Below are 22,622 nucleotides of genomic sequence, written 5' to 3'. Positions count from 1 at the left end.
GATATGTTTCAAGTTGCTGGCAGCGAACCGTTCGGCCACCGCACGAGAGGAAGCCGAATGCGCGTCATCCGAATATCCACGCTGGACGAGCCGGGGCTCGCCGACTACTCCGGACTCACCGACGTGGCCCTGCGCCGCGTGTCGGAGCCGGCCGGCGGCCTCTATATTGCCGAGTCGAGCAAGGTCATGGCGCGCGCGATCGCCTCAGGCCACCAGCCGAGGTCGGTGCTCCTGCAGGAGCAGTGGCTCGACGCCCTCCGGCCCCTGCTCGACCCCTTCGACATTCCCGTGTTCGTGGGCGATGCCGCGTTGCTCGAGAGCCTCACCGGTTACAACCTCCACCGCGGCGCCCTCGCGGCGATGCACCGCCCGGCGCTGCCTCCCGCCGCGCATCTGCTCGCGAACGCGCGCCGCGTCGTCGTGCTCGAGGACATCGTCGACCACACCAACGTGGGCGCGATCTTCCGCTCCGTCGCGGGGCTCGGCGCCGACGCCGTTCTCGTGACGCCGCGCTGCGCCGACCCCCTCTACCGCCGAAGCGTGCGGGTGAGCATGGGCACTGTGCTGCAGGTGCCATGGACGCGGTTGCCGGACTGGCCAGAGGGCGCGCAGATCCTCGCGGCCGCGGGCTTCCATATCGCGGCGCTCGCCCTGGCGGCGGATGCCGTCGGCCTCGACGAGTTCGCGGCGAACGCACCGGAGAAGGTCGCGATCCTGCTCGGCTCCGAGGGCGACGGCCTCAGCCGCGCCGCCCTGTCCTACGCCGATTCGATCGTGACGATCCCGATGGGGCACGGGGTCGACTCCCTCAACGTCGCCGCCGCGAGCGCGGTCGCCCTCTGGGCTCTGCGTTAGATTCCCGTCCCCGTTCGGATGCCGGCGAGCACGCCCGCCCAGGCCCGCAGCAGCTCGGCGTCGCGCGCGGCGAGGCGCGGCTGCCGCTCGTCGAGGTACCAGCTGACGTTCAGCGCCGAGCGCGCGAATGACCAGCGGGCCGCGCGGACGGGGTCGACGCCGGCGGCATCGGCCGCGATCGCGAGCTGGCGCGCGAGGGTGCCCTGCGGATCGGGCCTGTCGGCGGGGGAACCGAGTTGGCTGACCAGCGGCCAGAGGTCGTACGCGGGGTCGCCGATCATCGCCTTCGGGTCGACGGCGACGAGCCCGGCAGCGGACTGCAGAATGTTGCCCGGGTTGAAGTCGCCGTGCACCATCGAAGTTTCGATTCCCGTTCCGGCGAGCTTCTCGAGCTCGTCGAGTCCGGCCGCCACGAGCTCGGTCGCCTCAAACTCGTCGAGATTCGGACGGTGCGCGTCGAACCGCTGGCGGGCGGCCGCCGCGTACGCTTGCGCGACCGACCTCAGCGACGGGATGCCGAACACCGGCTCGGCCGCCGCGATGCGGGCGAGGAGCTTGCCGGCGGCCTGCAGCGCCGCGTCGACACCGGTGTCGGCGGCGGAGAGCGGAACGCCCGGCTCGATCCGCTCGAGAAGCATCGACCACGTCCACGGATCCTGGCGCAGCACGACGGGCGCCGTTCCGGCGGGCCAGGCCTCGAGGGCGATCGCTTCCGGTACCCCCTCGGCGTGCGGGAAACCGATCTTCAGGACAGCGGGGGTGCCGTCGGACCGCGTGACGGCGAGCACCGTTGCGGCGTAGCCACCCGAGAACACCGCGCCGGGGGCGAGTTCCCAGCGCTCGAGCATGACGGCGAGGATCTCGACCGCCGCGGCATCCCAGGACGCCCGGCTGCCGTAGCCCGTGATCGCCGCGGTCTCGAACGCGCGACGCTGCATTCTGCCAGCCTAGGAGCGCGCCGCCACGGGGTCCAGAGGTTGCTCCGGAGTTGGCTTAGCATTACCACGTGTCCACTCACAGCCGCTCGGCACTGATCCGACGGCGGGTTGCAGCAGCCCTGATCCTTGCCACCGTCGCCGCCGGGGGCGTGTACCTCCCGGTGACCCTGATGGCCCCCATCGGTCCCGCGAGTGCGAGCATCACCCAGTTCGTGACGCCGGTGCGCGATGCCTCCGAGCTCATGTTCCCCGGCGTCGGGGCAAGCGGGATCTCCGCGGTCGGATTCGATGGGGTGCTGGCCTCGAGCGGCTCGACGAACGCGCTGCCGATCGCGAGTATCAGCAAGGTCATCTCGACCCTCGTCGTGCTCGACGCGAAACCACTTGCCGTGGGCGAGGACGGCCCCTCAATCGTCTTCGATCAGGCCGACGTCGCGCTGTACGGCAAGTACCAGCGAGTGGGCGGCACCGTCGAGCCGGTCACGGCCGGCCTTGCGATGAGCCAGCGCGACCTGCTCGAGGTCGTGCTCGTCTCCTCGGCGAACAACTACGCAGAGTCCCTCGTCGACTGGGCATTCGGGTCGCAGGCCGAGTTTGCGACCGCGACGGCGGTGTGGCTCACGGAGGGCGGGTTCGACTCCACCGTTATCGTCGAGCCCACGGGCATGTCGCCGAGCAACGTCAGCAGCGTTCCCGACCTCCTCCGAATCGCCAAGCTCGCACTCCACAATCCCGTGGTCTCCGACATCGTCGCCTCGAAGAGCGTCGAGGTGCCCTATGTCGGCACCCTCACAAACACGAACACGCTGCTCGGCGTCGAGAGCATCGATGGGATCAAGACGGGAACGCTCGACGAGGCGGGCTCGTGCCTGCTGTTCTCGACCGACTACACGATCGGATCGTCCGTGGTGACAGTCGTGGGGGTCGTCCTCGGTGGCGAGAACCGCGAATCGCTCGAGGCCGCGATCCGATCGCTCGTCGACGGCATCGCAGAGGGGTTCCACGAGGTTCCGCTCGCCGAGAAGGGCGAAGTGTTCGCGTCCTACTCCACCAAGTGGGGCCAGAGCGCCAATGCCGTCGCCGAGGAAGCCTCGTCCGTTCTCGTATGGTCCGACACGCCGGTGAGCGGCGACGTCACCGTGCAGCCGCTCGTGAAGGCCGCCCGCGGCGAGGCCATCGGGGAGGTGACCTTCACGGTCGGCGCCGCGCAGGTGCGCGTGCCGCTCGTGCTCGATGCCGACATCGCAGATCCGGGACCGTGGTGGCGCCTCTCGCATCCCCTCGAATTGCTGCCCGGCGGCGACAGCAACCCCGATGGAGCTCTTTCCACGCTTTTCACAGGTCGCCGGATATAATTGCGTAATCCGCGAGAGCAATCGCTCGTACATTTCGACTGGGAAGTCAACAGCCGGAACGGGGCTCCAACTTTATGAGCGGACAATCCATCGCGTCGCCTGTCGTCACCTTTACCAAGACGAAGCCGGGCGGAAGCCGGGCAAATCCCACGACGGAATACTCGTCATTGCTGCGGACCGTGCGCGACGCCGGGCTGCTCCAGCGCCGCACGGGCTTCTACGTCATGATGTTCAGCATCGTCACCGCCGCGCTGGGCGGCGTCATCACGGGATTCATCCTCCTCGGCGACTCGTGGTTCCAGCTGCTCATGGCGGCCGCGCTCGGCATCATCCTGACCCAGTACGCCTTCCTCGCCCACGAGACCGCGCACCGCCAGGTCTTCGAATCCGGCAAGACGAACGACCTCGCCGGCCGCATTCTCGCGAACCTCTTCGTGGGCATCAGCTACTCCTGGTGGATGACCAAGCACAGCCGTCACCACGCGAACCCCAACATCATCGGCAAGGACCCGGACATCGAGCGAGACTTCGTGTCGTTCATTCCGGAGGATGCCGCGAAGGCGAAGGGACTCTACGCCTGGGCAACCAAGCGCCAGGGCTACCTGTTTTTCCCCGCCCTCCTGCTCGAAGGTCTCAACCTGCACATCCTCGGCCTGAAGACCGTGTTCGGACGCGGCAAGGTCGACAAGCGCTGGGTCGAGATCGGGATGATCGTCACCCGCCTCTCCGCCTACGTCGCCGTCATCTTCCTGACTCTTCCGGTCGGACTCGGATTCGCCTTCATCGGAGTTCAGCTCGCGGTCTTCGGCCTCTACATGGGCGCGTCCTTCGCGCCGAACCACAAGGGAATGCCGATCCTTCCCCGCGATGCCAAGGTCGACTTCCTGCGCCGCCAGGTGCTGACCTCGCGCAACATCAAGGGCAACTGGGCGATGGACACCTTCATGGGTGGCCTGAACTACCAGATCGAGCACCACCTCTTCCCGAACATGCCCCGGCCGCACCTCGCGAGGGCACAGGAGATCGCGAAGGAGTACTGCGCGACCCACAAGATTCCGTACACCGAGACCTCGCTCATGCAGTCCTACGGCATCGTCATCCAGTACCTGAACCGTGTCGGCCTCGCGGCGGGGGGCGATCCGTTCGACTGCCCCGCGGCATCCGCCTACGGACGCTGAGCCGCGTCGGGGCCGACCGTTTCGCGGCCCGGTCCCGACATGCCGTCGGCCGTCGGCCGTTTGGCGCTGACGCCGTCACCGGATGACTGGTGGCGAATCCGCCGCACAACCCACGGCACGAGGTACTCCCTAGCCCAGCCCATGTCCTCGACGCGCGCCTGTCGCCACGGGCGGTGGGGGAGCGGTTCCGGGTTGTAGGGCTCAAGCTCGTTCTCGACGCCCAGCGAGTCCAGAACCATTCGCGCGATCGTTGTGTGACCGATGGGCGAGAAGTGCAGCCGGTCCGGCGCCCACATGCGTGGGTCCTTCAGCTCGCGCAGCGCCCACATGTCAGCGATGATCGCGTCGTGGCGGGCGGCGATCGCGCGCAGGTTCTCGTTGTAGATCGCGACCTTTCCGCGGGAGCGATTCAGCACCGGAGTCATTCCGATGTCCGGCCCGTTGAACAGCACGACGGTCGCGCCGTCCGACCGCAGTCGCTCCACCGCCCCCTCGAGCCGATCGGCGATCACGTCGGGATCGGTGTTGGGCCGGATGATGTCGTTGCCACCGCCAGACAGGGTGATGAGGTCGGGGCGCAGCTCCAACGCGGTCTCGACCTGCTCGTCGATGATCTGCTGCAATAGACGTCCGCGAATGGCGAGGTTCGCGTAGGCGAAACCGTCGGTGCGGGTCGCGAGGACCTCGGCAACCCGATCCGCCCAGCCCCGGTGGCCGCCCGGCGATCGCGGTTCCGGGTCACCGATGCCCTCGGTGAAGGAGTCGCCGAGGGCCACGTACCGCGACCACGGGTGATGCTGAGTCATGCTCCCCAGAGTGCCTCATCGACCGGACCAACGCCACCTGACAGAAACTCCTACCCAAATTGCCGAAATTCCTCTACCCCTCACGAAAAAGACTCAGCTCAACTTGTGCCCTACTCGGGGGGCATGGCAGAGTAGATTCCCGCATCACACACGATGCACTCGGGATTGAGCCCAAATCGGGTTCGATCCCAGCTGTAGCTGGACATCTGCAGCACCACGATCGACTGGGAGGTCGTTATGGGAATCATTGGTTGGATCATTCTTGGATTGCTCGCTGGCGCAATCGCGAAGGCAATTCTTCCCGGCAACCAGGGCGGTGGATGGCTGCTCACCCTGGTGCTCGGCGTCGTCGGCGCCCTGCTTGGCGGTTTCATCGGAAGCGCGCTGTTCAACGCGCCACTGGAGGACTTCTTCTCGATCCAGACCTGGCTGCTCGCGATCGGCGGCTCGATTCTCGTGCTGCTCATCTTCGGTCTCGTGACCCGCGGACGCCGGTCATAGCCGCTCCGCACACGAAGTGACAACGGACTCCCCGCCCACCCGGCGGGGAGTCCGTTCGTTTAACAGGCGACCGGACGGTAAAGTTTCATCCAGTGAGCATCCCCTCGACGTTCGGCACCTTCGCCGCCGAACACCTCTCCCCGGCCTTCCCGGAGCGGGCGGCCAGAGGTACGGCGCAACGGTTGCGGGCGTGGCAGGCCGAGGCCCTCGACCTCTACTTCGAAACCGAGCCGCGTGACTTCCTCGCCGCCGCGACACCGGGCGCAGGAAAGACGTCGTTCGCACTTCGACTCGCGGCAGAACTGCTCGCCAGGCGCGCGATCGACAGGATCACCGTGGTCGCTCCGACCGAGCACCTCAAGCGCCAGTGGGCCGAAGCGGCCCACCGCGCCAGCATCCGCCTCAACCCGGGCTTCCGCAACAACCACGGAACCGGTGGGCGGCAGTTCCACGGTGTTGTCGTCACCTACGCACAGGTTGCCATGGCCCCGGCGCTGCACCGCTCACTGACAGAGGACCGCCGCACCCTGGTGATCCTCGACGAGGTGCACCACGGCGGCGACGCGCTGAGTTGGGGCGATGCGATCCGGGAGGCGTTCGAGCCTGCCACGCGGCGCCTGTCGCTGACCGGCACGCCGTTCCGCTCCGACACGGCGCCGATCCCGTTCGTCAGCTACCTGCGGGACGAGCACAACATCCGGCTCTCCCAGACCGACTACAACTACGGCTACGGTCGCGCCCTCGCCGACGGTGTGGTTCGCCCCGTCATCTTCATGGCCTACGCCGGCAAGATGCGCTGGCGCACCAGGATGGGCGACGAGATGGAGGCCAGGCTCGGCGAGGGCGACACGAAGGACGTCACCGCGCAGGCTTGGCGCACCGCGCTGAACCCGGAGGGCGAGTGGATCCCCGCCGTGCTCCGCGCCGCCAACCAGCGCCTCAGCGAGGTGCGCCATTCGATCCCGGATGCCGGGGGCCTGGTGATCGCGACCGACCACTTCACCGCCAAGGCCTACGCCGGCATCCTGCGGGAGATCACCGGCGAAGCGCCGACAATCGTTCTTTCGGACGAGAAGGAGGCGAGCGACCGGATCGACGCGTTCGCCCACGGGACGAGCCGCTGGATGGTCGCGGTGCGCATGGTCTCGGAGGGTGTCGATGTTCCGCGACTCGCAGTCGGTGTCTACGCGACCTCCGCCTCGACCCCGTTGTTCTTCGCCCAGGCGATCGGCCGATTCGTGCGCACGAGGCGGCGAGGCGAGACCGCGAGCATCTTCCTCCCCAGCGTTCCCTCGCTGATGGCGCTTGCGGCGACGCTCGAACGCGAGCGCGACCACGCCCTCGACCGCGAGAGCAACGACGACGACAGCCTCGACGACGACCTGATGGATGCCGCCGAGAAGGAGGAGAAGGCCTCCTCCGAGCTCCTGAACGAGTTCACGTGGGAAGCGATCGAGTCGTCGGCGACCTTCGACCGCGTCCTGTTCGATGGCGAGGAGTTCGGCTCGCTGGCCGAGCCCGGAAGTGACGAGGAGTTCGACTTCATCGGCATCCCCGGCCTGCTCGAACCGGAGCAGGTGAGCGACCTGCTCAAGCAGCGGCAGGCGCGGCAGTCGCGCCGCGGCACCGAGCGGGACCGCCGCAGGGCCGAGTCCGGCGAGCCGCCAGAGCCCGCCCCGCTGTACCGCACCCTGGTCGAGCAGCGGAAGCTGCTCAACAGCCTCGTCGGCATGCGCGCGAAGCTTTCCGGGGAGCCGCACGGCCTCATCCACGCGGAGCTGCGTCGCGCGTGCGGCGGCCCGGCCGTTGCCTCCGCCACGGTGAGCCAGCTGCAGGCGCGCATCGACCTGTTGCGCCGGAACGTCGCGCGGCCGTAGCGCTGCGTCGGGCGGGGCGGATGCTGTGGACGGTGCCCGCGCCCGTGCGTCGGCCCCGTCCGGGGTGCCCGTGGACCGGGCCGTTCGCCGCGAGTATCGTGTCCCGCATCCGACGATGGGAGCGGGGATGCTGGTATTCGAGAGGTTTCGCCCGCGACGCCATGCCGACGACCCTGAAAGGGTGCTCGAGCTGCGCATCCACGGCATCAAGAACACCCCTCCGGCCGAGATGCTCGAACGCGAGGTGGACGACATCACCCGGGATCGAGGCGACGACCTCGGCGGCTTCTGGCGCGAGCGGGCATCCGCGGCTCCCGATGGCGTGCGCCGAGAGGCGTACTCGTGGGGAGCGCTGGCCAGGTCCGACGGCGGTGCTCTCGCCGGTATCGGGCAGCTCGTCGTGCACGTCGGCTGGTTCCTGCTGCTCCCGTTCGGCCTGGTGAATGTCGCCTACTGGACCAGGCGGATTCCCGACCAGGGCGACCCGCACGTCTGGGAGGGCGGCCACGGGTCCGGCTACGTGCGCGCCTTCGGGCTCGGGCTGACCCTGCTGTATGTGATGGCGCTCGGAACGGTCAGCATCGAGCTGGTCGGCGTGCAGTGCTACCGGGCGAGCGGCCTGTGCGCGGGCCTTCCCGAGCAGTTCGCGGCACTGGTGGGCATCCCGCGCGCGACGCGCCTGGCCATCTTCGCCGCGGTTCCACTGGCCGGCGTGCTGGTGCTCTACCTGCTGTCCGCCCGTGCCCGGGCACGCTACGAGGCGAGCGTCGCGCTGATGACCGCCGCCCAGACCTCCGGGCTGTCGTGGCCGGTGCTCGCCACCCGCGGATTCTGGAGCAGGTCGAGGGTCACCGGCGGCATCGAGCGACTGCATGTGGCCGCAACGGCGTTCCTCCTCGCCGCGATGCTCGCGTGGGACCAGCTCTTCTCGAACTTCCCGCAGTGCGACAGCCCAGAGAGGTTCTTCTCGCCGGACTGCCTCTCGACCGGCCCGCTCGCATCCAACCCCTGGACGACCGCGTGCCTCGTGGTCGCCGCCCTCGGACTGTGCCTTGTCGTCCTCCTGGTCGTGCCCGGCACTCCCGGGCGGGGACTGCTCGCCCGCCGCCGCTCCTCACTGTGGATGCTGGTGGGAAGCCTGGTGGTGCTGCTGGGCACCGCCGTCGCCACGAGCATCGCCGGGCGGGCGATCGCCGCGGTGAGCTCGCCATTCCTCGGGCTCGTCTCGACGCCGGGCAATCTCATCGGCATCCTGCTCGTGCTCGCGATCTCGGCTCTCGGCTGGCGCCGGGGCGTACCACCGGTCCTCAGTGCAACGCTCGTCGGCATCGTGATCGCGGTGCCGTTCTCGCGTTACTTTCTCGTCGACGCCTTTCCACTCGGCGCCGAGGAGCCGTGGGTCTACGTCGCTATCGCGGGGATCGCCCTCTGGGTGCAAGTCGCCGTCGCCGTCATCCCCCGGCATACCCACCGCCGGCCACGGGAGGGGTGGAGCGGCGCGGGCCCCGGGGTCGTGCTGTTGCTCGCCCTCGGCATCGCCATGGCCCTCTCGACGGTGCTGGTCGTTGGGATCGCCGCCTGGCTGTCCCGCCCGAACGCGAGCGGCATCCCGTCGCCGACGCTCCAGGTTCCCGGGGTCTGGGCCGACTTCGCCCTCTGGTTCCTGGTGATCGTCGTGCTCTTCGTGGTCGGGGTGGCTGTCGTCCTCGCCCGCCACCTGGTCGGCTATCCGGGTGTGACGACGCCGACTGTGGACGAGATTCCCGGCTACGAGCGCTACGCGCTCGCGAGCTACAGCAGCGGTGGGCCGGCGCGCATCCCGGTTGCGGAGCCGCCGCCGCCGCGGGTGCTCGTCGCCCGCCGCACCGCCGGCATCCTGCATCGGGCGGAGCCGGTGCTGGGGACCCTCTCGGCGTTCTTCGGGGTCGCGCTCGCCCTCACGGCGGCCCCCGACCTGAAGAAGATCTTCGCGGGCGGTCCGGGAGCCGCCGTGAACAGCATCGTCGAGCAAGCCCCGGATGTGGCCCTCGCCGTTCTCGCGGCCATCGCCGCGGCCGCCTTCGCGGCAGTGGCCGCGAACGCCCTGACGACCAAGGAGCGCCCCATCGGGCTGCTGTGGGACCTCATCTGCTTTCTGCCGAGGGCCGGGCACCCGTTCGGTCCGCCGTGCTACTCCGAGAGGGTCGTGCCGGAGGTCAACCGCCGGATCCGGGAGTGGATGTCTCCGGCCGGCAGCAGCCCGAAGCGCTACGTCATCCTGTCCGCGCACAGCCTCGGCGCCGTGCTCGCGACCGCCTGCATCTTCGCGCTGCGGGGGCAGGGCGACGTGCCCATGGGCCGTGTCGGGCTGATCACCTACGGAGTGCAACTGCGCCCGTACTTCGGGCGGTTCTTCCCCGAGCTGTTCGGCGCGGAGGTGATGGGGACCCGGCCGTGTGCCGGTCCCTCGCTCATAGCGTCGGACCCGTGGCTCGCGCAGGTGCGGGAGGATGAGCAGGCTCCGGCGGCGCGGCCCCGGACCGACAGCCTGGCCGACATCCTCCGGTCGGGTGGGTCGGACCCGGCCTGGGTGAACCTGTGGCGGCGCACCGACTTCCTCGGCTTTCCGGCGGCCAGCTATCGGGAGGGCAACGGGGTTGACCACGGCGCCAGCGAACTCGATCTGCGCACCTACCTGCCGACGATCGCCACCCACGGGCACCACCCGCTGACCCCGCAGTACCAGGCCGCCCTGCGCGAGGTGCTGTGTCGGCTCGGCGTGGCCGCGTCACCGAAAGTCGCGCGAGGTCGTCCTGGCCGTGAGCGCTAGCACCTCGAAGCGGTCCGCGAGCAGGTTGACGACACCCTCGGGGGATCGCTCGAGGATCCCGCGCACGATGATGGCCGGTGCCTCCCTGGTGATGCGCCGGTAACGGTTCCACACCCCGACGCTGCAGATGACGTTGACGAGCCCGGTCTCGTCCTCGAGGTTGATGAACGTGATCCCGCTCGCCGTCGCCGGACGCTGGCGGTGGGTGACCACCCCGCCGACCTCGACCCGGCGCCCCGACTCCGCGACCCGCAGCTGGGCGGAGGAGAGCACCCCGCGCACCTCGAGCGCCTCCCGCACGTGGCGGAGGGGGTGGTCGGTGGGGGAGATCCCGGTGGCCCAGAGGTCCGAGACGAGCGTCTCGGCCTCGGTCGGCAGCTCGAACAGCGGAGGCTGCACCGAGACATGGCTGCCCGGCAGGTATTCGGCCAGGTTCTGGGCGGCGTCGCCGGCCGCCCAGAGCGCCTCGCGCTGGGTCAGCCCGAACGCCTCGAAGGCACCGGCGGCGGCGAGCGACTCGAGCTGCGCGGTGTCGAGCCCGACACGGTGCACGAGGTCGGGCATATCGGCGTAGTCGCCGGCCTCGCGCTCCTCGACAATGCGCCGCGCGAGTGCCGCCCCGATTCCCCGCACCTCGGCGAGCCCGAGCCGCACGGCGAACGCACCGTCCCTGCGGTGGTCGTCACAGTCGAAGTGGGCGGTGCGGTCGAAGACGGGCACCGGAGGCTGCTCGAAGTGCAGACACCGTGCCGAGCCGGTCGGCAGCGTCACGGCATCCGGCGCCCTGCTGGTGAGCGCCTCGAGCCCGGCATCCGCCCCCGAGCGGAGGATGTCGGGACGGCGCACCTCGACGCCGTGCCGCCGCGCGTCGGCCACGAGGGTCTGCGGGGAGTAGAAGCCCATCGGCTGGGCGCGCAGCAGGGCGGCGAGGAAGGCGGCGGGGTAGTGCAGGCGCAGCCAGGAACTCGCGTAGACGAGCAGGCCGAAGCTGAGCGAGTGGCTCTCGGCGAATCCGAAGTTCGCGAACGCCTGGATCTTGCCGTAGATCTCGTCGGCGGTCTCGCCGGTGAGCCCGTTCTCTGCCATGCCGGCGTAGAGCTTGGCGCGCAGCGACTCGATGCGCTCGACCCCGCGCTTGGACCCCATCGCCCGGCGCAGCAGGTCGGCGTCCTCTCCGGTGCAGCCGCCGACGGCCATCGCCATCTGCATGAGCTGCTCCTGGAAGACGGGGATGCCGAGGGTGCGCTCGAGCGGCTCGACGAGCTTCGGATGCAGGTAGGTGACCTTCTCCGTGCCGAGCTTCCGGCGCACGAACGGGTGCACCGCGCCGCCCTGGATGGGGCCGGGGCGAATCATCGCGATCTGCACGACGAGGTCGTAGAAGCGGCGCGGTTGCAGCCTCGGCAGCAGGCCCATCTGGGCGCGGCTCTCGACCTGGAACACCCCGATCGAGTCGGCGCGGCACAACTGGTCGTAGACACCCGCCTCCTCGCGCGGGAGGGTCGCGAGGGTCCAGCTCTCGCCGAGGCTCGCCGCCGCGAGGTCGAAGGTGTGCTGCAGCGCGGCGAGCATCCCGAGGCCGAGCAGGTCGAACTTGACCAGCCCCATCCAGGCACAGTCGTCCTTGTCCCACTGCAGCACGGTGCGCTTCTCCATGCGGGCGTGCTCGATCGGCACGACCTCGCCCACCGGGCGGTCGGTGAGCACCATGCCGCCGGAGTGGATGCCGAGGTGGCGGGGGAACTTCAGCACCTCGTGCGCGAGGCCGATCACGGCGTCCGGAATATCGTGGTCCTCGCTCGAGACCGTGGCGCCCCACCGCTCGACCTGCTTCGACCAGGCGTCCTGCTGGCCGGGGGAGTAGCCCAGCGCCTTCGCCATGTCGCGCACCGCGAACTTCGGCCGGTAGCTGATGACGTTCGCGACCTGCGCGGCGTTCTGCCTGCCGTACTTGCCGTAGACGTACTGGATCACCTCCTCGCGACGGTCGGAGTCGAAGTCCACGTCGATGTCGGGCTCCTCGTCGCGCATGCTCGACAAAAACCGCTCGAATGGCAGCTTGTAGAAGATCGAGTCGACGGCCGTGATGCCGAGCACGAAGCACACGGCGGAGTTCGCCGCCGACCCCCGCCCCTGGCAGAGGATGCCGCGCGCCTTCGCGAAGGAGACGATGTCGTGCACGATGAGGAAGTAGCCGGGGAAGTCCTTGAGCTCGATCACCTCGAGCTCGCGCTCGATGCGCCGGCGGTCCTCCGGGGTGAGCCGCGGGTACTTCTCGGCGACGCCCTGCCAGACGAGGTGCCGCAGCCAGCTCATCGGCGTGTGCCCCTCCGGCACCTCCTGCTTCGGCAGGCCGGGGCGGGCGCTCCGCAACCGGAAGCTCAGGTCGGCGGCGAGCCCGACGCTCTGCTCGACGACGCCCGGGTAGCGGGAGAACCGCGCCGCCATCTCGCGGCCGGAACGCAGGTGCGCGGCACCGGATGCCGGCAGCCAGCCGTCCATCTCGTCGAGGCTGCGCCTGGCGCGCACGGCCGAGAGTGCCGTGGCGAGGTGGTGCTGTCTCGGGGTCGCGTAGTGCACGTTGCCGGTGGCGACCGCGCGGAGCCCGCGCCGCTGCGCGATGGCGAACAGCGCGTCGTTGTGGTCGCTGTCGAGCGGGTTGCCCTGGTCGTAGAGCTCGACGACGACGTTGTCCGCGCCGAAGAGGTCGACGAGCCGGTCGACCTCGCGCACGGCGGCGGCGATGCCCTCGCGCGACTCGCCTCCGCCGCCTGGCGCGTCTCCACCCAGGCGCGGCGTCTCGCCCGGCATCCGCGCCTCGCCCGGCAGCGTGCCCGTCAGGGCCTGGCGCACCCGGCCCTTGCGGCCCCCGGTCAGCAGCATCCAGTTTCCCGATGCCCGCTCGGCGAGGTCGTCGAGGTCGTACACCGGGCGGCCCTTCGCCCCGCCGGCGAGCTGGGCCGCGGTGATCGCGCCGGCGAGCCGGTGGTAGCCCTCCTCACGGCGCGCGAGCACGACGAGGTGGCTGCACTCCGGATCGGCGACGCCCAGCTGGGGTGCGCTCAGGCCCAACGACAGCTCGGCGCCGAACACCGTGGCGATACTCGGGTGCGACTCGGCGGCCTCCGCCATCCGCACGATGCCGTAGAGGCCGTCGCGGTCGGTGAGGCCGAGCGCGGACAGGCCGAGCGCGGCCGCCTCCTCGAGCAGCTCCTCGGGCGAGGACGCCCCATCGAGAAAGCTGAAGTTCGAGTGGGCGTGCAGCTCGGCGTAGGGCACGGTCTCGGCGGGGCGGGCGTCGGCCTCCGTGGGCGGGACGGGCGGCTGGTACGGCTGGCGCTTGGCCGACCAGGCCGGGCTGTCGCCGCCGTCGGCGCCGGCCGGGGGAGCGCCGGGGCGCCGCTGGTCGGAAAGGGTGCGCTCGAACTCCGACCACGGGATCGGGGGATTGCTCCAGCCCATCAGTCGTACCTCGCTTCGGCCCACCAGAGCGCACCCTCGCTGACCAGCAGCCAGGCCACCCCCGTGTCGTCGACGACCTGGAACCGGTCGCACCTGCCTGACCGCCCCGCGCCCTCGACCCACCAGCGCTCCTCGATCGGCCACGGACCCGCCCAGGCGGTGAGCCGGCGAACCGTGGTGCCGGAGGAGAGGCCGGCGGGCTCCGCGGAGAGGACGCCGCGCTCATCGACCGTGAGGGGCTCTCCCGCCGCCGAGACGACCGTGACCGGCAGGCGCTTCTCGAACACCGTCGACGGTGCCGGGTCGGGCAGCTTGCCATGCCAGGGCGGCGCCGGGTCGCGGTCCGCCGCGGGCCGGTCGCCCCAGGCGATGAGGTTCTGCCGGTCGGCGAGCGTGCGTCCGCCCCCGATCACGGCCGTGAGCACCCCACCGTGGCCGAGCATGCTCTGCACGCGGGAGAGCCCGTGGTGGATGCGCTCGTCGGCGGCGGTTCCCCACAGCCCCTGCTCGTGGTTGCCGATCGCGTCAACGGCCTCCGGGACGACTCGCACGTAGCTGACCGGCGAGCTGAGCCCGCTCTCGCTGCCGCCGCCCTGCAGCTGCCAGCGGATGCGGTCGATGACATCGGCGGCGGTGAAGGACCGCGGATGCAGCCAGGTGCGCTCGGAGGTCTCCCCGGCATCCGAGTCGATCTCGACCCTGATGCTCGTGCAGACGAGCTTCGCGGCCGTGATGGCCTCGATGAAGCTGTCGGCGGATGCCCGGAAGCCGAATGCGACCTGGTCGATGCGGTCGAGCGGCGGCTCGAACTCGATGACGCTGTCGAGCTCGCGCGGGGGCGTGCGCGGGATGACCCGGCGGCTGTCGAGCCCGCCGGCGAGGGCGTGCAGGTGGGCGCCCTCCCGACCGAAACGCGCGTCGACGTCGGCGGCCGGCAGCGCGGCGAATTCGCCGAGGGTGCGGATGCCCAGCCGCTGCAGCAGGGTCGTCAACGGGGGGCGGTCGAGCATCCGCACCGGCAGGGGAGCGAGGAAGGCGGCCGATCCGCCCTCCGGCACGACCCGGATGCGCGGTCGGACGGCGCTGCGGGCGGCGTGCTCGGCGGTGAACGGTCCGTCGGCGATGCCGACCCGCGAGTCGATGCCGAGGGCGTCGAGGGTGTCGAGCAGCCACAGCGCCGCCTCGTCGTCGCTGCCGTAGAAGCGGCTCGGGCCGCGGGAGCGGATTGCGCACATGCCCGGCCGCAGCAGCTGCGCCCCGGAGGTCACCTCCTCGATTGCCTCGAGCACCGGGTCGAAGGCGCGGATGTCGACGGCAGCGTCGTAGGGCAGCACGACGAGGTCGGGGCACCGGCTCTGCGCCTCGCGCACGCGGAGGCCGCGCCTCACGCCCTCCCGGCGGGCCGCGGCGGAACACGCGAACACCTGGCCCTTCTCGATGAGGGCGATGGCGGCATCCGTGTTCGTGGAACCGGGCGCAAGGCCGTGGGCGCGCGCGGCCGCCGCGATCGGCCAGTCGGGGCACCAGAGCACGATCGTGCGTGTGACCGAGGTCGGCGAGGTCGCGGTCATCCGGCAAGCACCTCTTGCGGCAGCGCCGGCATGCCGACGGGGCCGCCGCCCTGCCACGCGAGCGGGTGCGCCTCGGCGCGACTGACCTGGCCGGTGGGGCCGGGCAGCCAGAGCCGCGCGCTGCGCGGTCGGGCGCTCGTGCGGGTGCTGACGGTCACGGTCGCCTCGCGCGCGGCGAGGTGGCCGTGCCCGTTGCCGATGCCGCTCCAGCGGCTGTGCGAGATGCTCAGCATGGCCTCGGTCTGGGGCCACGGGCCGAGCACGATGAGGGTGGCCCCGCGCTGTCGCAGCCGGGCGGCCAGCCGCGCGATGCTCGAGTCGCTCGCCTGGCGCGGGGGACGGGTGACGACGACCGTGAGCACGTCGGCGATGGCGGCCGTGACGCCGAGCCACTGGTCTCCGGGGTGCGGCACGAGCACGAGCCGGTCGAGGTCGATGCCGTGGCGCGCGGCCGCCTCGACTCCGAACTCGGGAACGCCGATGACACCGCACCAGGACCCCGCGGCCGACGGACCGGCGAGCAGGGCCATCAGCAGCGTGGCCGACCGCTCGACGGAATAGGCCGCCCCCTGCTTGAGCCCGCCGCCGGGCAGCAGCGACGCGATCGCGGGATGCGTCGGCAGGCTGCGGGTGTCGAGCCTGGTGCCCTGCATCTGGCGGATGCGCGCCTGCAGCTCGCGCACCGTCTCGCCCGGGGTGCCGGTGCTGCCGGCGGGGGTGGCGCCCGGGGCAGCGTCGTGTCCCTGGTCCCCCTCGAAGGGATCGGCGAGAACTGCGGCGTGAAGCATCTTCCCATATTCGAACATACATTCGATGATGTCAATTGCCACCGACATTGCTGCGGCGTGTCGCGGACTCTCCACCCGAGCATGTCGCCGCACCCCGTCACGGCACCCACCGACGCACGCTTCGCAGGAGTTTCAGCGCCACGCCGCATCGGCTGGTCGATCTACCCGGCGTGGCGCCGAATCTCCTCGGTTACGTGCGCCATCATGCATGAAACACCCCGCCGGTGTCGATCCCCCGGTGGGGTGTTCAGTCACTAGGCATTTGACAGGCACCCTCGGCCCCGACCGGCGAGAAACATACACCGGCATCGATCGTTTCGCTGAACTCGATGCCGCTACTGCGATAAACGACCTCGACACCGGTGACTCTGCCCTCCCCGCCGTCATCGGTCCAGCGAATCTCGTAGACAACCGTCCAGTCGGTCTCCTCGGAGGGGCGGCAACACAAATCCGGCGACCGCCTCGCGCTCCTGCCACGCCGCGAGGTCGGTCCCCTCCAGCGGCCAGGGCGATGCCCCGATACTGATGCCGTCGTCGAGCAGTTGCACTGGCGTGACCGCCGTGCGGCCGATCTCCACGTTCTCGACTCCGAACGGGGCAACCCCCACTAGTTCGAGATCGCCATCGCCCGTGTTCTGCAGCGGGACCCCGGCGAGCACATGGTCGTACCTGCTTGGCAGCGTGATCTGGCTCTGCCCAGCCCCGGCGTAGCCGAGCGCATCGCCCGAGCACCCTGAGAGCGTGAGTGCGAGAGCGACACCAATCGGCAGGCGCCTATTGCAGCAGTCGCAGTCGGCGAAATGGCGTGAATGTTCCCATTTGTGACATCGGCCCCCGCACGAGCGGGGGCATTTGTCATGCGCGGGCGCCGACACTGCAGATCGTCTTGTGAGATCTCGTGAGATCGGCAGGATTTACGTCGCGTACGTGCGCAACTCAGGTGAAATGCGGGTGCGGCGGCTTCCACCGCTCGGAAACGCAGGACTACATCAGGGCCCGGCGAAAAATCGCCGGAGTTGCACCCGATTGTGACGTGAGACGGGTGAGTGCGCCCGATTGTGACGAATGCGCCCGCACGAGCGGGCGCAAACGCCACAAACGGGCGCCGACACTGCCGGATGGCCGGTTGCACAGGCTCAGACCGCCACACACCTCAGCACGAGCGCCTGCGCCGGCAGCAGCAGCGGCATCGCGATGCCGACCGCGCCGAGCACCCGCCCGGAGAGCACGAGGCCGCCCGACGAGGTCCACGGCGGCGGCTGGTCCTGCATCACGCGCGGGCCGGCACCGAGGTCGAGCACCTCGACCCGATAACTCGTGTCGGGGTCGAGCCCGGGAAAGAGCACGGGAGCCGGCACGGCATCCCGCGGCGCCGCGAGGCAGACGACCGCGAAGATCGCGGCATCCGGCGCGACGACGCCGTGCACGAGGATGGCCGGATCCGCGGCATCCGCCCGCACCGTCCGCCCGGAGTGCAGCAGCGCCCTCGAGTCCTTGTAGAGCGCGATCCAGGTGCGAATGGCGGCGAGGTCGGCGGCATCCGCCTGCCCGAGGTCCCACTCGATGCCGGCGGAGAGGAAGAACGCGGTCGCCAGGCGCAGGCCCATGTCGCTCGTGCGGCCGGTCGTGTGCGCGGTTGGGGCGCCGAGGTGGCTGCCGAGGTACTCGGGGGGCAGCAACAGCCCGGTCCAGCGCTGGATCGACTGCCGCTCGAGCGGGTCGTTGGTGTCGCTCACCCAGATGCGGTCGGTGCGCTCGAGCACGCCGAGGTCGACGCGGGCGCCGCCGGAGGAGCACGACTCGATCTCGAGCCCGGGGTGGCGCTCGCGCAGACCGTCCATGAGCCGGTACGTGGCGCGGGTCTGCCGCAGCGACGAGCCTCCGAGCAGGTCGCGGTTCTGGTCCCACTTGAGGTAGGCGATCGGATACTCGTCGAGCAGTGCGGTGAGCTGCCCGAGGATGTTCTCGAACGCGTCGGGGTTGCCGAGGTCGAGCGCGAACTGCTGCCGCCACGGCTGAGGCAGGCGGTCGGCACGGCCGCGCAGCAGCCAGTCGGGGTGCGCGCGGGCGATGTCGGAGTCGAGGCTGACCATTTCCGGCTCCACCCAGAGCCCGAAGTCCATGCCGAGGGCGTGCACACGGTCGATGAGCGGATGCAGGCCGCCCGGCCATCTGTCCGGGTCGACGGTCCAGTCGCCGAGCGCGCGCCGGTCGTCGGTGCGTCCGGTCATCCAGCCGTCGTCGAGCACGAAGCGCTCGACGCCGACCGCCGCGGCGGTCTCGGCGAGGGAGGTGAGGCGGTCGACGGCGTGCTCGAAGTAGACCGCCTCCCAGGTGTTGACGATGACCTTGCGCACAGGGAGCGGATGCCGCTCGCGCACGCGATCGTGGAACCTGGCGCTGATCCCGTCGAGTCCGTCGGCCGACCAGGCGGCCACGACGGCGGGGGACCGGTGGCTCTGCCCCCTGTCAAGCCGCACCTCGCCCGGGGCAAGCAGCTCGCCGCCGGAGAGCAGCGCGTGGCCCGTCGCGTGGGAGTCGGCGCTCAGGTGCTGGTCGCCGCTGAAGGCAACATGCAGGGCCCATGCCTCGCCGGAGCGGAAGCCGAAGCCCTCGGTTCCCGCGACAAGCACGAAGGGGCTGTCGTGGCCGGTGCGCCCGTGCCGGGACTGCCGGCTCCAGGAGCCGTGGTCGAGGCTGCGGCGCTGCGGCCGGCGCTCGTGCGACCAGCGGCCGGTGAAGTCGAGGAGCTCGCGTGCGCGGGCCGGAAGCGGCAGGGTGACCGCGAGGCGGGAGAGAGTGAAGGCGGCAGGGGCGCGGTTCGTCACGGTGCTGCGGCACTCGAGCACGCCGTGCGAGTCGATCCCGATCGAGGCGTCGAGCTCGAGCCCGGTGGTCTCGTCGGCCAGCCGCACGAGAATCGAGCTTCCACTGGTCTGCTCGATGCCGGTGAGCAGGAAGGCCGGCGACAGCGGTCCCGCATCGTTCGCTCCGGCGAAGCCGGGCAGCCCGCTCCAACCCTCGCTCTCGAGGGGAACGAGGCTCAGCCTCAGCTGCCCGTCGATCGAGCTGGGTGAGACAGCCGGCGCGATCGCGTCGGCCAGCCGCGCGAGTTCGGCATCCGAGGCAGCTCCGAGGTCCGAGCCCCAGTGCAGAAAAAAGGGAACCCCCGCACCCCGGGCATCCAGTACGAGACTGGTGCCCGAGGCGCGGAGGTGGATGATGCGATGGATGTGAGCTACTCCTGTACGGGGATCGACTGCGCCTTGAGCGCCTCGACGGTCTTCTCGCCGCCGGCCGCGAGGGCATCAGCAAGAGTACCGCTGCCGCCGAGGACCGTGCCGAAGCCGTCCGAGACGTCGGTGTAGGTCTGGGTCATAGTCGGTCCCCACAGGAAGTCGGGGATGACATTGGCCGAGGCCTCAGCGAAGACGTCGTAGATCTTCTGTCCGCCGTAGTACTCCGACTCGCCCGTGAACGCGGGAAGGGTCGCGCCCTCCTTCGACGCCGGGTACAGGCCGCCGAGCTCGTTCGCCATGGCGAGGGCATCGGGGTCGGTGTTCAGCCACAGAGCGAACTGCGCGGCCTCGTACGGGTGGTCAGAGCCCTTGAGCACTGCGGTGGAGGATCCGCCCCAGTTGCCGGCGTCCTCTCCGCCGGCTTCCCACTGCGGCATGGGAGCGACGCGCCAGTTGCCGGCCTGGTTCGGGGCACCGGTGGAGAGCGTCGAGGCCCCCCAGACGGCGGAGATCCAGGTCCACTGCTGGCCCGTGTCGAAGGAGTTGTTCCACTCGTCCGAGAACGATGCGAGCGCCGAAACCTCTTCGTTGTCGATCAGCGTCTGCCAATAGTCGGCGACCTCGATCGACTCGGGGGAGGTCAGCTCGACGCCCCAGTTGTCACCGTCGTTCGAGAACCACTGGCCACCGTTCTGCCAGACCATGCCCGCGAACCAGTTGACGTCGGTCTTCGGGAAGTTGGTGATGTAGGAGCCCTCGGCCTTGATGAGCGCCGCGGCGGCCGCGTACTCCTCCCAGGTGGTGGGGACGGGGATGCCGGCGGCCTCGAAGAGGTCGGCGCGGTAGTACATCGCCATGGGGCCGCTGTCCTGCGGGATGGCGTAGACGGCGTTGTCCTCGCCGAACGTGACCTGGCTCCAGGTCCAGTCGACGAAGTCGTCGCCGGCGGCGAGGATGTCGCCACAGGCGGCGATGTTCTCGAGGCCGTCCTGCACGCGGAAGTTCGGCAGGGCGTCGTACTCGATCTGGCCGACGTCAGACGCGTTGCCGGCCTTGATCTCGTTGAAGAAGTTCTGGTACGTGCCCGAGTTGCCGTTCGGGCCGGTCTGGAACTCGACCTGGATGTCCTCGTTCTGCTCGTTCCACAGTTCGACGACCTTGTCCATTCCGGGAACCCAGCTGGTGAAGGTCAGTTCGACGGGACCGTCGGAGGGAGCGCAGTCGCCGGCCGCTTCGCCGGGCGCAGCGCTGTCCGATGCGGTCGCGCAGCCCGCGAGGGCGAGCGAGGAGACGACGGCCGCTGCCATAGCGACTGTCTTGAATTTGCGTTGCATATTCTGTCCTTTTCGTGTGCGGTGTAACCGGAGGGAGACCGGCTGGTGGGAATGGACTACTTGACACTGCCCGCGGCGAGGCCGCCGCTCCAGAACCTCTGCAGGCTCAGGAACGCGATGATCAGGGGCAGGATCGACACGAATGCGCCGATGATGACGAACGACCTGAGTTCTGGGTTCTGGCCGATCGCACTGTTCCAGGCATAGAGACCGAGGGTCACCGGAAACAGGCTCTGGTCCCGCAGCATGATGAGCGGCAGGAAGAAGTTGTTCCAGATCGTGACGAACTGGAACAGGAATATGGTCACGAGGGCGGGCGACATGAGCCGCGCGGCGATCGTGAAGAAGGTGCGAATCTCGCCCGAGCCGTCGAGGCGGGCGGCCTCGAGAAGCTCGTCGGGCACGCTCGAGGAGCCGTAGATCCTGGCGAGGTACACCCCGAACGGGCTCACGATGCTGGGGAGGAAGACAGCCCAGTAGGTGTTGGTGAGCTCGATCTGGCTGAAGATCAGGAAGAGCGGCAGGGCGAGCGCGGTCGCGGGCACGAGCACACCGCTGAGTACGAGGTTGAAGACCGCTTCGCGGCCCCGGAAGTTGTACTTCGCCAGGGCGTAGCCGCACATCGCCGCGAACAGGGTTCCGAGAAGGGCGCCGACGCCGGCGTAGAGCACGCTGTTGCCGATCCATTTGAGGAAGATGCCGTCGTTGTAAGCGAAGAGCCGCCCGATGTTGCCGAAGAAGTTCGGGATCGCGTCGGCGGTGAAGCCCAGCGGCGGGGTCGTGGTGAACTCCCCGACATCCTTCGTGGAGGAGACGAACAGCCACCAGATGGGCGTGAGGAAGTAGAGCGTGAAGACGCCCATGATGAGCATTGCGGCGCTGCGCGACATGGGGTTCTCCCGCGTCGATCCGCCGTTCTGGCGCGACGGTGCGGCGACCGGGGCCTTTCGCCGTGCAATGGATGAGGTGCTCATGCGAATGCCTTCTTCTGGGTTGCCTTGAGGAACGCGAACGAGAGTGCGAAGGTCGCAAGTGCCAGCACGACCGACATCGCGGCGGCGAGGCTGTAGTTCGGAACGGATGCCGTGGTGTACACGGCCAGGTTCGGGGTGAAGGTGCTGTTGATGGCGGTGCTGAAGCTGCGCAGGGTCTGCGGCTCGGCGAGCAGCTGCAGCGTGCCGATGATCGAGAACACGGCCGTGAGGATGATGGCGGGCGTCACGAGAGGGATCTTGATCTTCCACGCGACCTGCCAGTTGTTGGCACCGTCGAGCTTCGCCGCCTCATAGATCTCGGTGGGGATGGCGAGCAGCGCCGAGTAGATGATGAGCATGTTGTAGCCGACGTACACCCAGGTGACGATGTTCGCGATCGACCAGAGGATGAGGTCGGCGGAGAGGAAGCTGACGTTCTGGGTGACCGGCGCGAACGGCGACAGGGTCGGCGAGTAGAGGAAGCCCCACATGATCGCCGCGATGACGCCGGGCACGGCGTAAGGGGCGAAGAACGCGAGTCGGAAGAACTTCTTTCCTTTGAGCAGCGGGGAGTCGAGCAGCAGCGCGAACAGGAGCGCGAGGCCCAGCATGATCGGCACCTGAACGACGCCGAACAGGAGCACCCGCACGACGGATGCCCAGAACTCGTCGTTCTGGAAGACCGCCACGTACTGGGTGAGCCCACCGAAGACCTGGGTGGCGGGGCCGAAGGTGCCGTCGCGCTCGACCGTGAGGAACGACTGGTAGATCGCGTAGGCGATCGGCACGATGTAGAAGAGCGCGAACAGGACGACGAACGGCCCAACGAAGGTGATGATGGCGCGGCGCTGGCTCAGGCCCTTGCGCTTGGGGGCGCCGGGGCTCTCCGTTGGCGGCGAGGTGGCTGTCGACATCGTTGTCATGGTGACTCCTTG

The 22,622-nt window shown here is 69.5% G+C and carries 16 protein-coding genes; 6 read left to right on the top strand and 10 right to left on the bottom strand.

The window, feature by feature from the left end:
* Nucleotides 1–57: 57 nt before the first annotated feature.
* The gene (locus tag ABIB15_RS03335; protein WP_354475264.1) at nt 58–855 is read left to right on the top strand and encodes a TrmH family RNA methyltransferase; all 798 of its coding nucleotides are present in this window, start codon (nt 58–60) and stop codon (nt 853–855) included.
* Here the strand turns inward: ABIB15_RS03335 and ABIB15_RS03330 are convergent.
* Nucleotides 852–1,793, bottom strand: coding sequence for an aminoglycoside phosphotransferase family protein (locus tag ABIB15_RS03330; RefSeq protein ID WP_354475263.1), 942 nt, complete (start codon nt 1,791–1,793; stop codon nt 852–854). The two genes, ABIB15_RS03335 and ABIB15_RS03330, sit on opposite strands and share 4 nt — an antisense overlap.
* A 68-nt stretch (nt 1,794–1,861) precedes the next feature.
* Here ABIB15_RS03330 and ABIB15_RS03325 point away from each other — a divergent pair, with 68 nt between their 5' ends.
* Complete coding sequence (locus ABIB15_RS03325) at nt 1,862–3,148, top strand: D-alanyl-D-alanine carboxypeptidase family protein (protein ID WP_354475261.1); 1,287 nt, start codon at nt 1,862–1,864, stop codon at nt 3,146–3,148.
* A 74-nt stretch (nt 3,149–3,222) separates the two neighbouring features.
* On the top strand, nt 3,223–4,326 hold the full coding sequence (locus ABIB15_RS03320) for a fatty acid desaturase family protein (RefSeq protein ID WP_354475260.1): 1,104 nt from the start codon (nt 3,223–3,225) through the stop codon (nt 4,324–4,326).
* On the opposite strand, the gene ABIB15_RS03315 is transcribed toward ABIB15_RS03320, so the two are convergent.
* Nucleotides 4,314–5,132, bottom strand: coding sequence for an SGNH/GDSL hydrolase family protein (locus tag ABIB15_RS03315; RefSeq protein ID WP_354475259.1), 819 nt, complete (start codon nt 5,130–5,132; stop codon nt 4,314–4,316). The genes ABIB15_RS03320 and ABIB15_RS03315 overlap by 13 nt on opposite strands.
* Before the next feature lie 237 nt (nt 5,133–5,369).
* On the opposite strand from ABIB15_RS03315, the gene ABIB15_RS03310 reads away from it, so the two are divergent.
* The 3 genes from ABIB15_RS03310 to ABIB15_RS03300 all read left to right on the top strand — a co-directional run bounded on the left by ABIB15_RS03310 (nt 5,370) and on the right by ABIB15_RS03300 (nt 10,319).
* Complete coding sequence (locus tag ABIB15_RS03310) at nt 5,370–5,633, top strand: GlsB/YeaQ/YmgE family stress response membrane protein (RefSeq protein ID WP_354475257.1); 264 nt, start codon at nt 5,370–5,372, stop codon at nt 5,631–5,633.
* A 92-nt stretch (nt 5,634–5,725) separates the two neighbouring features.
* Nucleotides 5,726–7,510 carry a DEAD/DEAH box helicase gene (locus ABIB15_RS03305; protein WP_354475255.1) on the top strand — a complete coding sequence of 595 codons (1,785 nt, stop codon included), beginning with the start codon at nt 5,726–5,728 and terminating at the stop codon, nt 7,508–7,510.
* Between the two features lie 127 nt (nt 7,511–7,637).
* Nucleotides 7,638–10,319, top strand: a complete 2,682-nt coding sequence (locus ABIB15_RS03300) for a hypothetical protein (RefSeq protein WP_354475254.1) — start codon at nt 7,638–7,640, stop codon at nt 10,317–10,319.
* Here the strand turns inward: ABIB15_RS03300 and ABIB15_RS03295 are convergent.
* From ABIB15_RS03295 to ABIB15_RS03260, 8 genes are all read right to left on the bottom strand, one after another.
* Complete coding sequence (locus ABIB15_RS03295) at nt 10,278–13,781, bottom strand: error-prone DNA polymerase (protein WP_354475252.1); 3,504 nt, start codon at nt 13,779–13,781, stop codon at nt 10,278–10,280. The two genes, ABIB15_RS03300 and ABIB15_RS03295, sit on opposite strands and share 42 nt — an antisense overlap.
* A complete protein-coding gene (locus ABIB15_RS03290) occupies nt 13,781–15,352 on the bottom strand; it encodes a DNA polymerase Y family protein (protein WP_354475250.1) in 1,572 nt (523 codons plus the stop codon). The genes ABIB15_RS03295 and ABIB15_RS03290 overlap by 1 nt, the downstream gene beginning before the upstream one ends.
* Entirely contained in the window at nt 15,349–16,158 is an 810-nt protein-coding gene (gene imuA', locus ABIB15_RS03285; RefSeq protein WP_354475249.1) for a DnaE2-dependent mutagenesis accessory factor ImuA', read from the bottom strand. The genes ABIB15_RS03290 and imuA' overlap by 4 nt, the downstream gene beginning before the upstream one ends.
* Nucleotides 16,159–16,523: 365 nt before the next feature.
* Nucleotides 16,524–16,799 (bottom strand): hypothetical protein, encoded by a 276-nt coding sequence (locus ABIB15_RS03280; protein ID WP_354475248.1) that lies wholly within the window; start codon nt 16,797–16,799, stop codon nt 16,524–16,526.
* A gap of 477 nt (nt 16,800–17,276) precedes the next feature.
* Nucleotides 17,277–19,328 (bottom strand): alpha-galactosidase, encoded by a 2,052-nt coding sequence (locus tag ABIB15_RS03275; protein WP_354475542.1) that lies wholly within the window; start codon nt 19,326–19,328, stop codon nt 17,277–17,279.
* A 50-nt stretch (nt 19,329–19,378) separates the two neighbouring features.
* Complete coding sequence (locus ABIB15_RS03270; protein ID WP_354475246.1) at nt 19,379–20,713, bottom strand: ABC transporter substrate-binding protein; 1,335 nt, start codon at nt 20,711–20,713, stop codon at nt 19,379–19,381.
* Nucleotides 20,714–20,769: 56 nt separating this feature from the next.
* Entirely contained in the window at nt 20,770–21,687 is a 918-nt protein-coding gene (locus tag ABIB15_RS03265) for a carbohydrate ABC transporter permease (protein ID WP_354475245.1), read from the bottom strand.
* The gene (locus ABIB15_RS03260; RefSeq protein ID WP_354475244.1) at nt 21,684–22,610 is read right to left on the bottom strand and encodes a carbohydrate ABC transporter permease; all 927 of its coding nucleotides are present in this window, start codon (nt 22,608–22,610) and stop codon (nt 21,684–21,686) included. The genes ABIB15_RS03265 and ABIB15_RS03260 overlap by 4 nt, the downstream gene beginning before the upstream one ends.
* Nucleotides 22,611–22,622: the final 12 nt, after the last annotated feature.

The sequence above is a fragment of the Marisediminicola sp. UYEF4 genome, from assembly GCF_040546025.1.
GTDB lineage: Bacteria > Actinomycetota > Actinomycetes > Actinomycetales > Microbacteriaceae > Marisediminicola.
The sequence above is the reverse complement of the archived record's forward strand: the minus strand, read 5'-3'. Positions and strand labels throughout refer to the sequence as shown.

Excerpts from the sequence above, each read along its gene's own strand:
- ABIB15_RS03330 (WP_354475263.1), bottom strand. The coding sequence starts at position 1,793 with ATGCAGCGTCGCGCGTTCGAGACCGCGGCGATCACGGGCTACGGCAGC.
- ABIB15_RS03300 (WP_354475254.1), top strand. The coding sequence starts at position 7,638 with ATGCTGGTATTCGAGAGGTTTCGCCCGCGACGCCATGCCGACGACCCT.
- ABIB15_RS03315 (WP_354475259.1), bottom strand. The coding sequence starts at position 5,132 with ATGACTCAGCATCACCCGTGGTCGCGGTACGTGGCCCTCGGCGACTCC.
- imuA' (WP_354475249.1), bottom strand. The coding sequence starts at position 16,158 with ATGTTCGAATATGGGAAGATGCTTCACGCCGCAGTTCTCGCCGATCCC.
- ABIB15_RS03335 (WP_354475264.1), top strand. The coding sequence starts at position 58 with ATGCGCGTCATCCGAATATCCACGCTGGACGAGCCGGGGCTCGCCGAC.
- ABIB15_RS03320 (WP_354475260.1), top strand. The coding sequence starts at position 3,223 with ATGAGCGGACAATCCATCGCGTCGCCTGTCGTCACCTTTACCAAGACG.
- ABIB15_RS03290 (WP_354475250.1), bottom strand. The coding sequence starts at position 15,352 with ATGACCGCGACCTCGCCGACCTCGGTCACACGCACGATCGTGCTCTGG.
- ABIB15_RS03260 (WP_354475244.1), bottom strand. The coding sequence starts at position 22,610 with ATGACAACGATGTCGACAGCCACCTCGCCGCCAACGGAGAGCCCCGGC.
- ABIB15_RS03295 (WP_354475252.1), bottom strand. The coding sequence starts at position 13,781 with ATGGGCTGGAGCAATCCCCCGATCCCGTGGTCGGAGTTCGAGCGCACC.
- ABIB15_RS03310 (WP_354475257.1), top strand. The coding sequence starts at position 5,370 with ATGGGAATCATTGGTTGGATCATTCTTGGATTGCTCGCTGGCGCAATC.
- ABIB15_RS03270 (WP_354475246.1), bottom strand. The coding sequence starts at position 20,713 with ATGCAACGCAAATTCAAGACAGTCGCTATGGCAGCGGCCGTCGTCTCC.
- ABIB15_RS03265 (WP_354475245.1), bottom strand. The coding sequence starts at position 21,687 with ATGAGCACCTCATCCATTGCACGGCGAAAGGCCCCGGTCGCCGCACCG.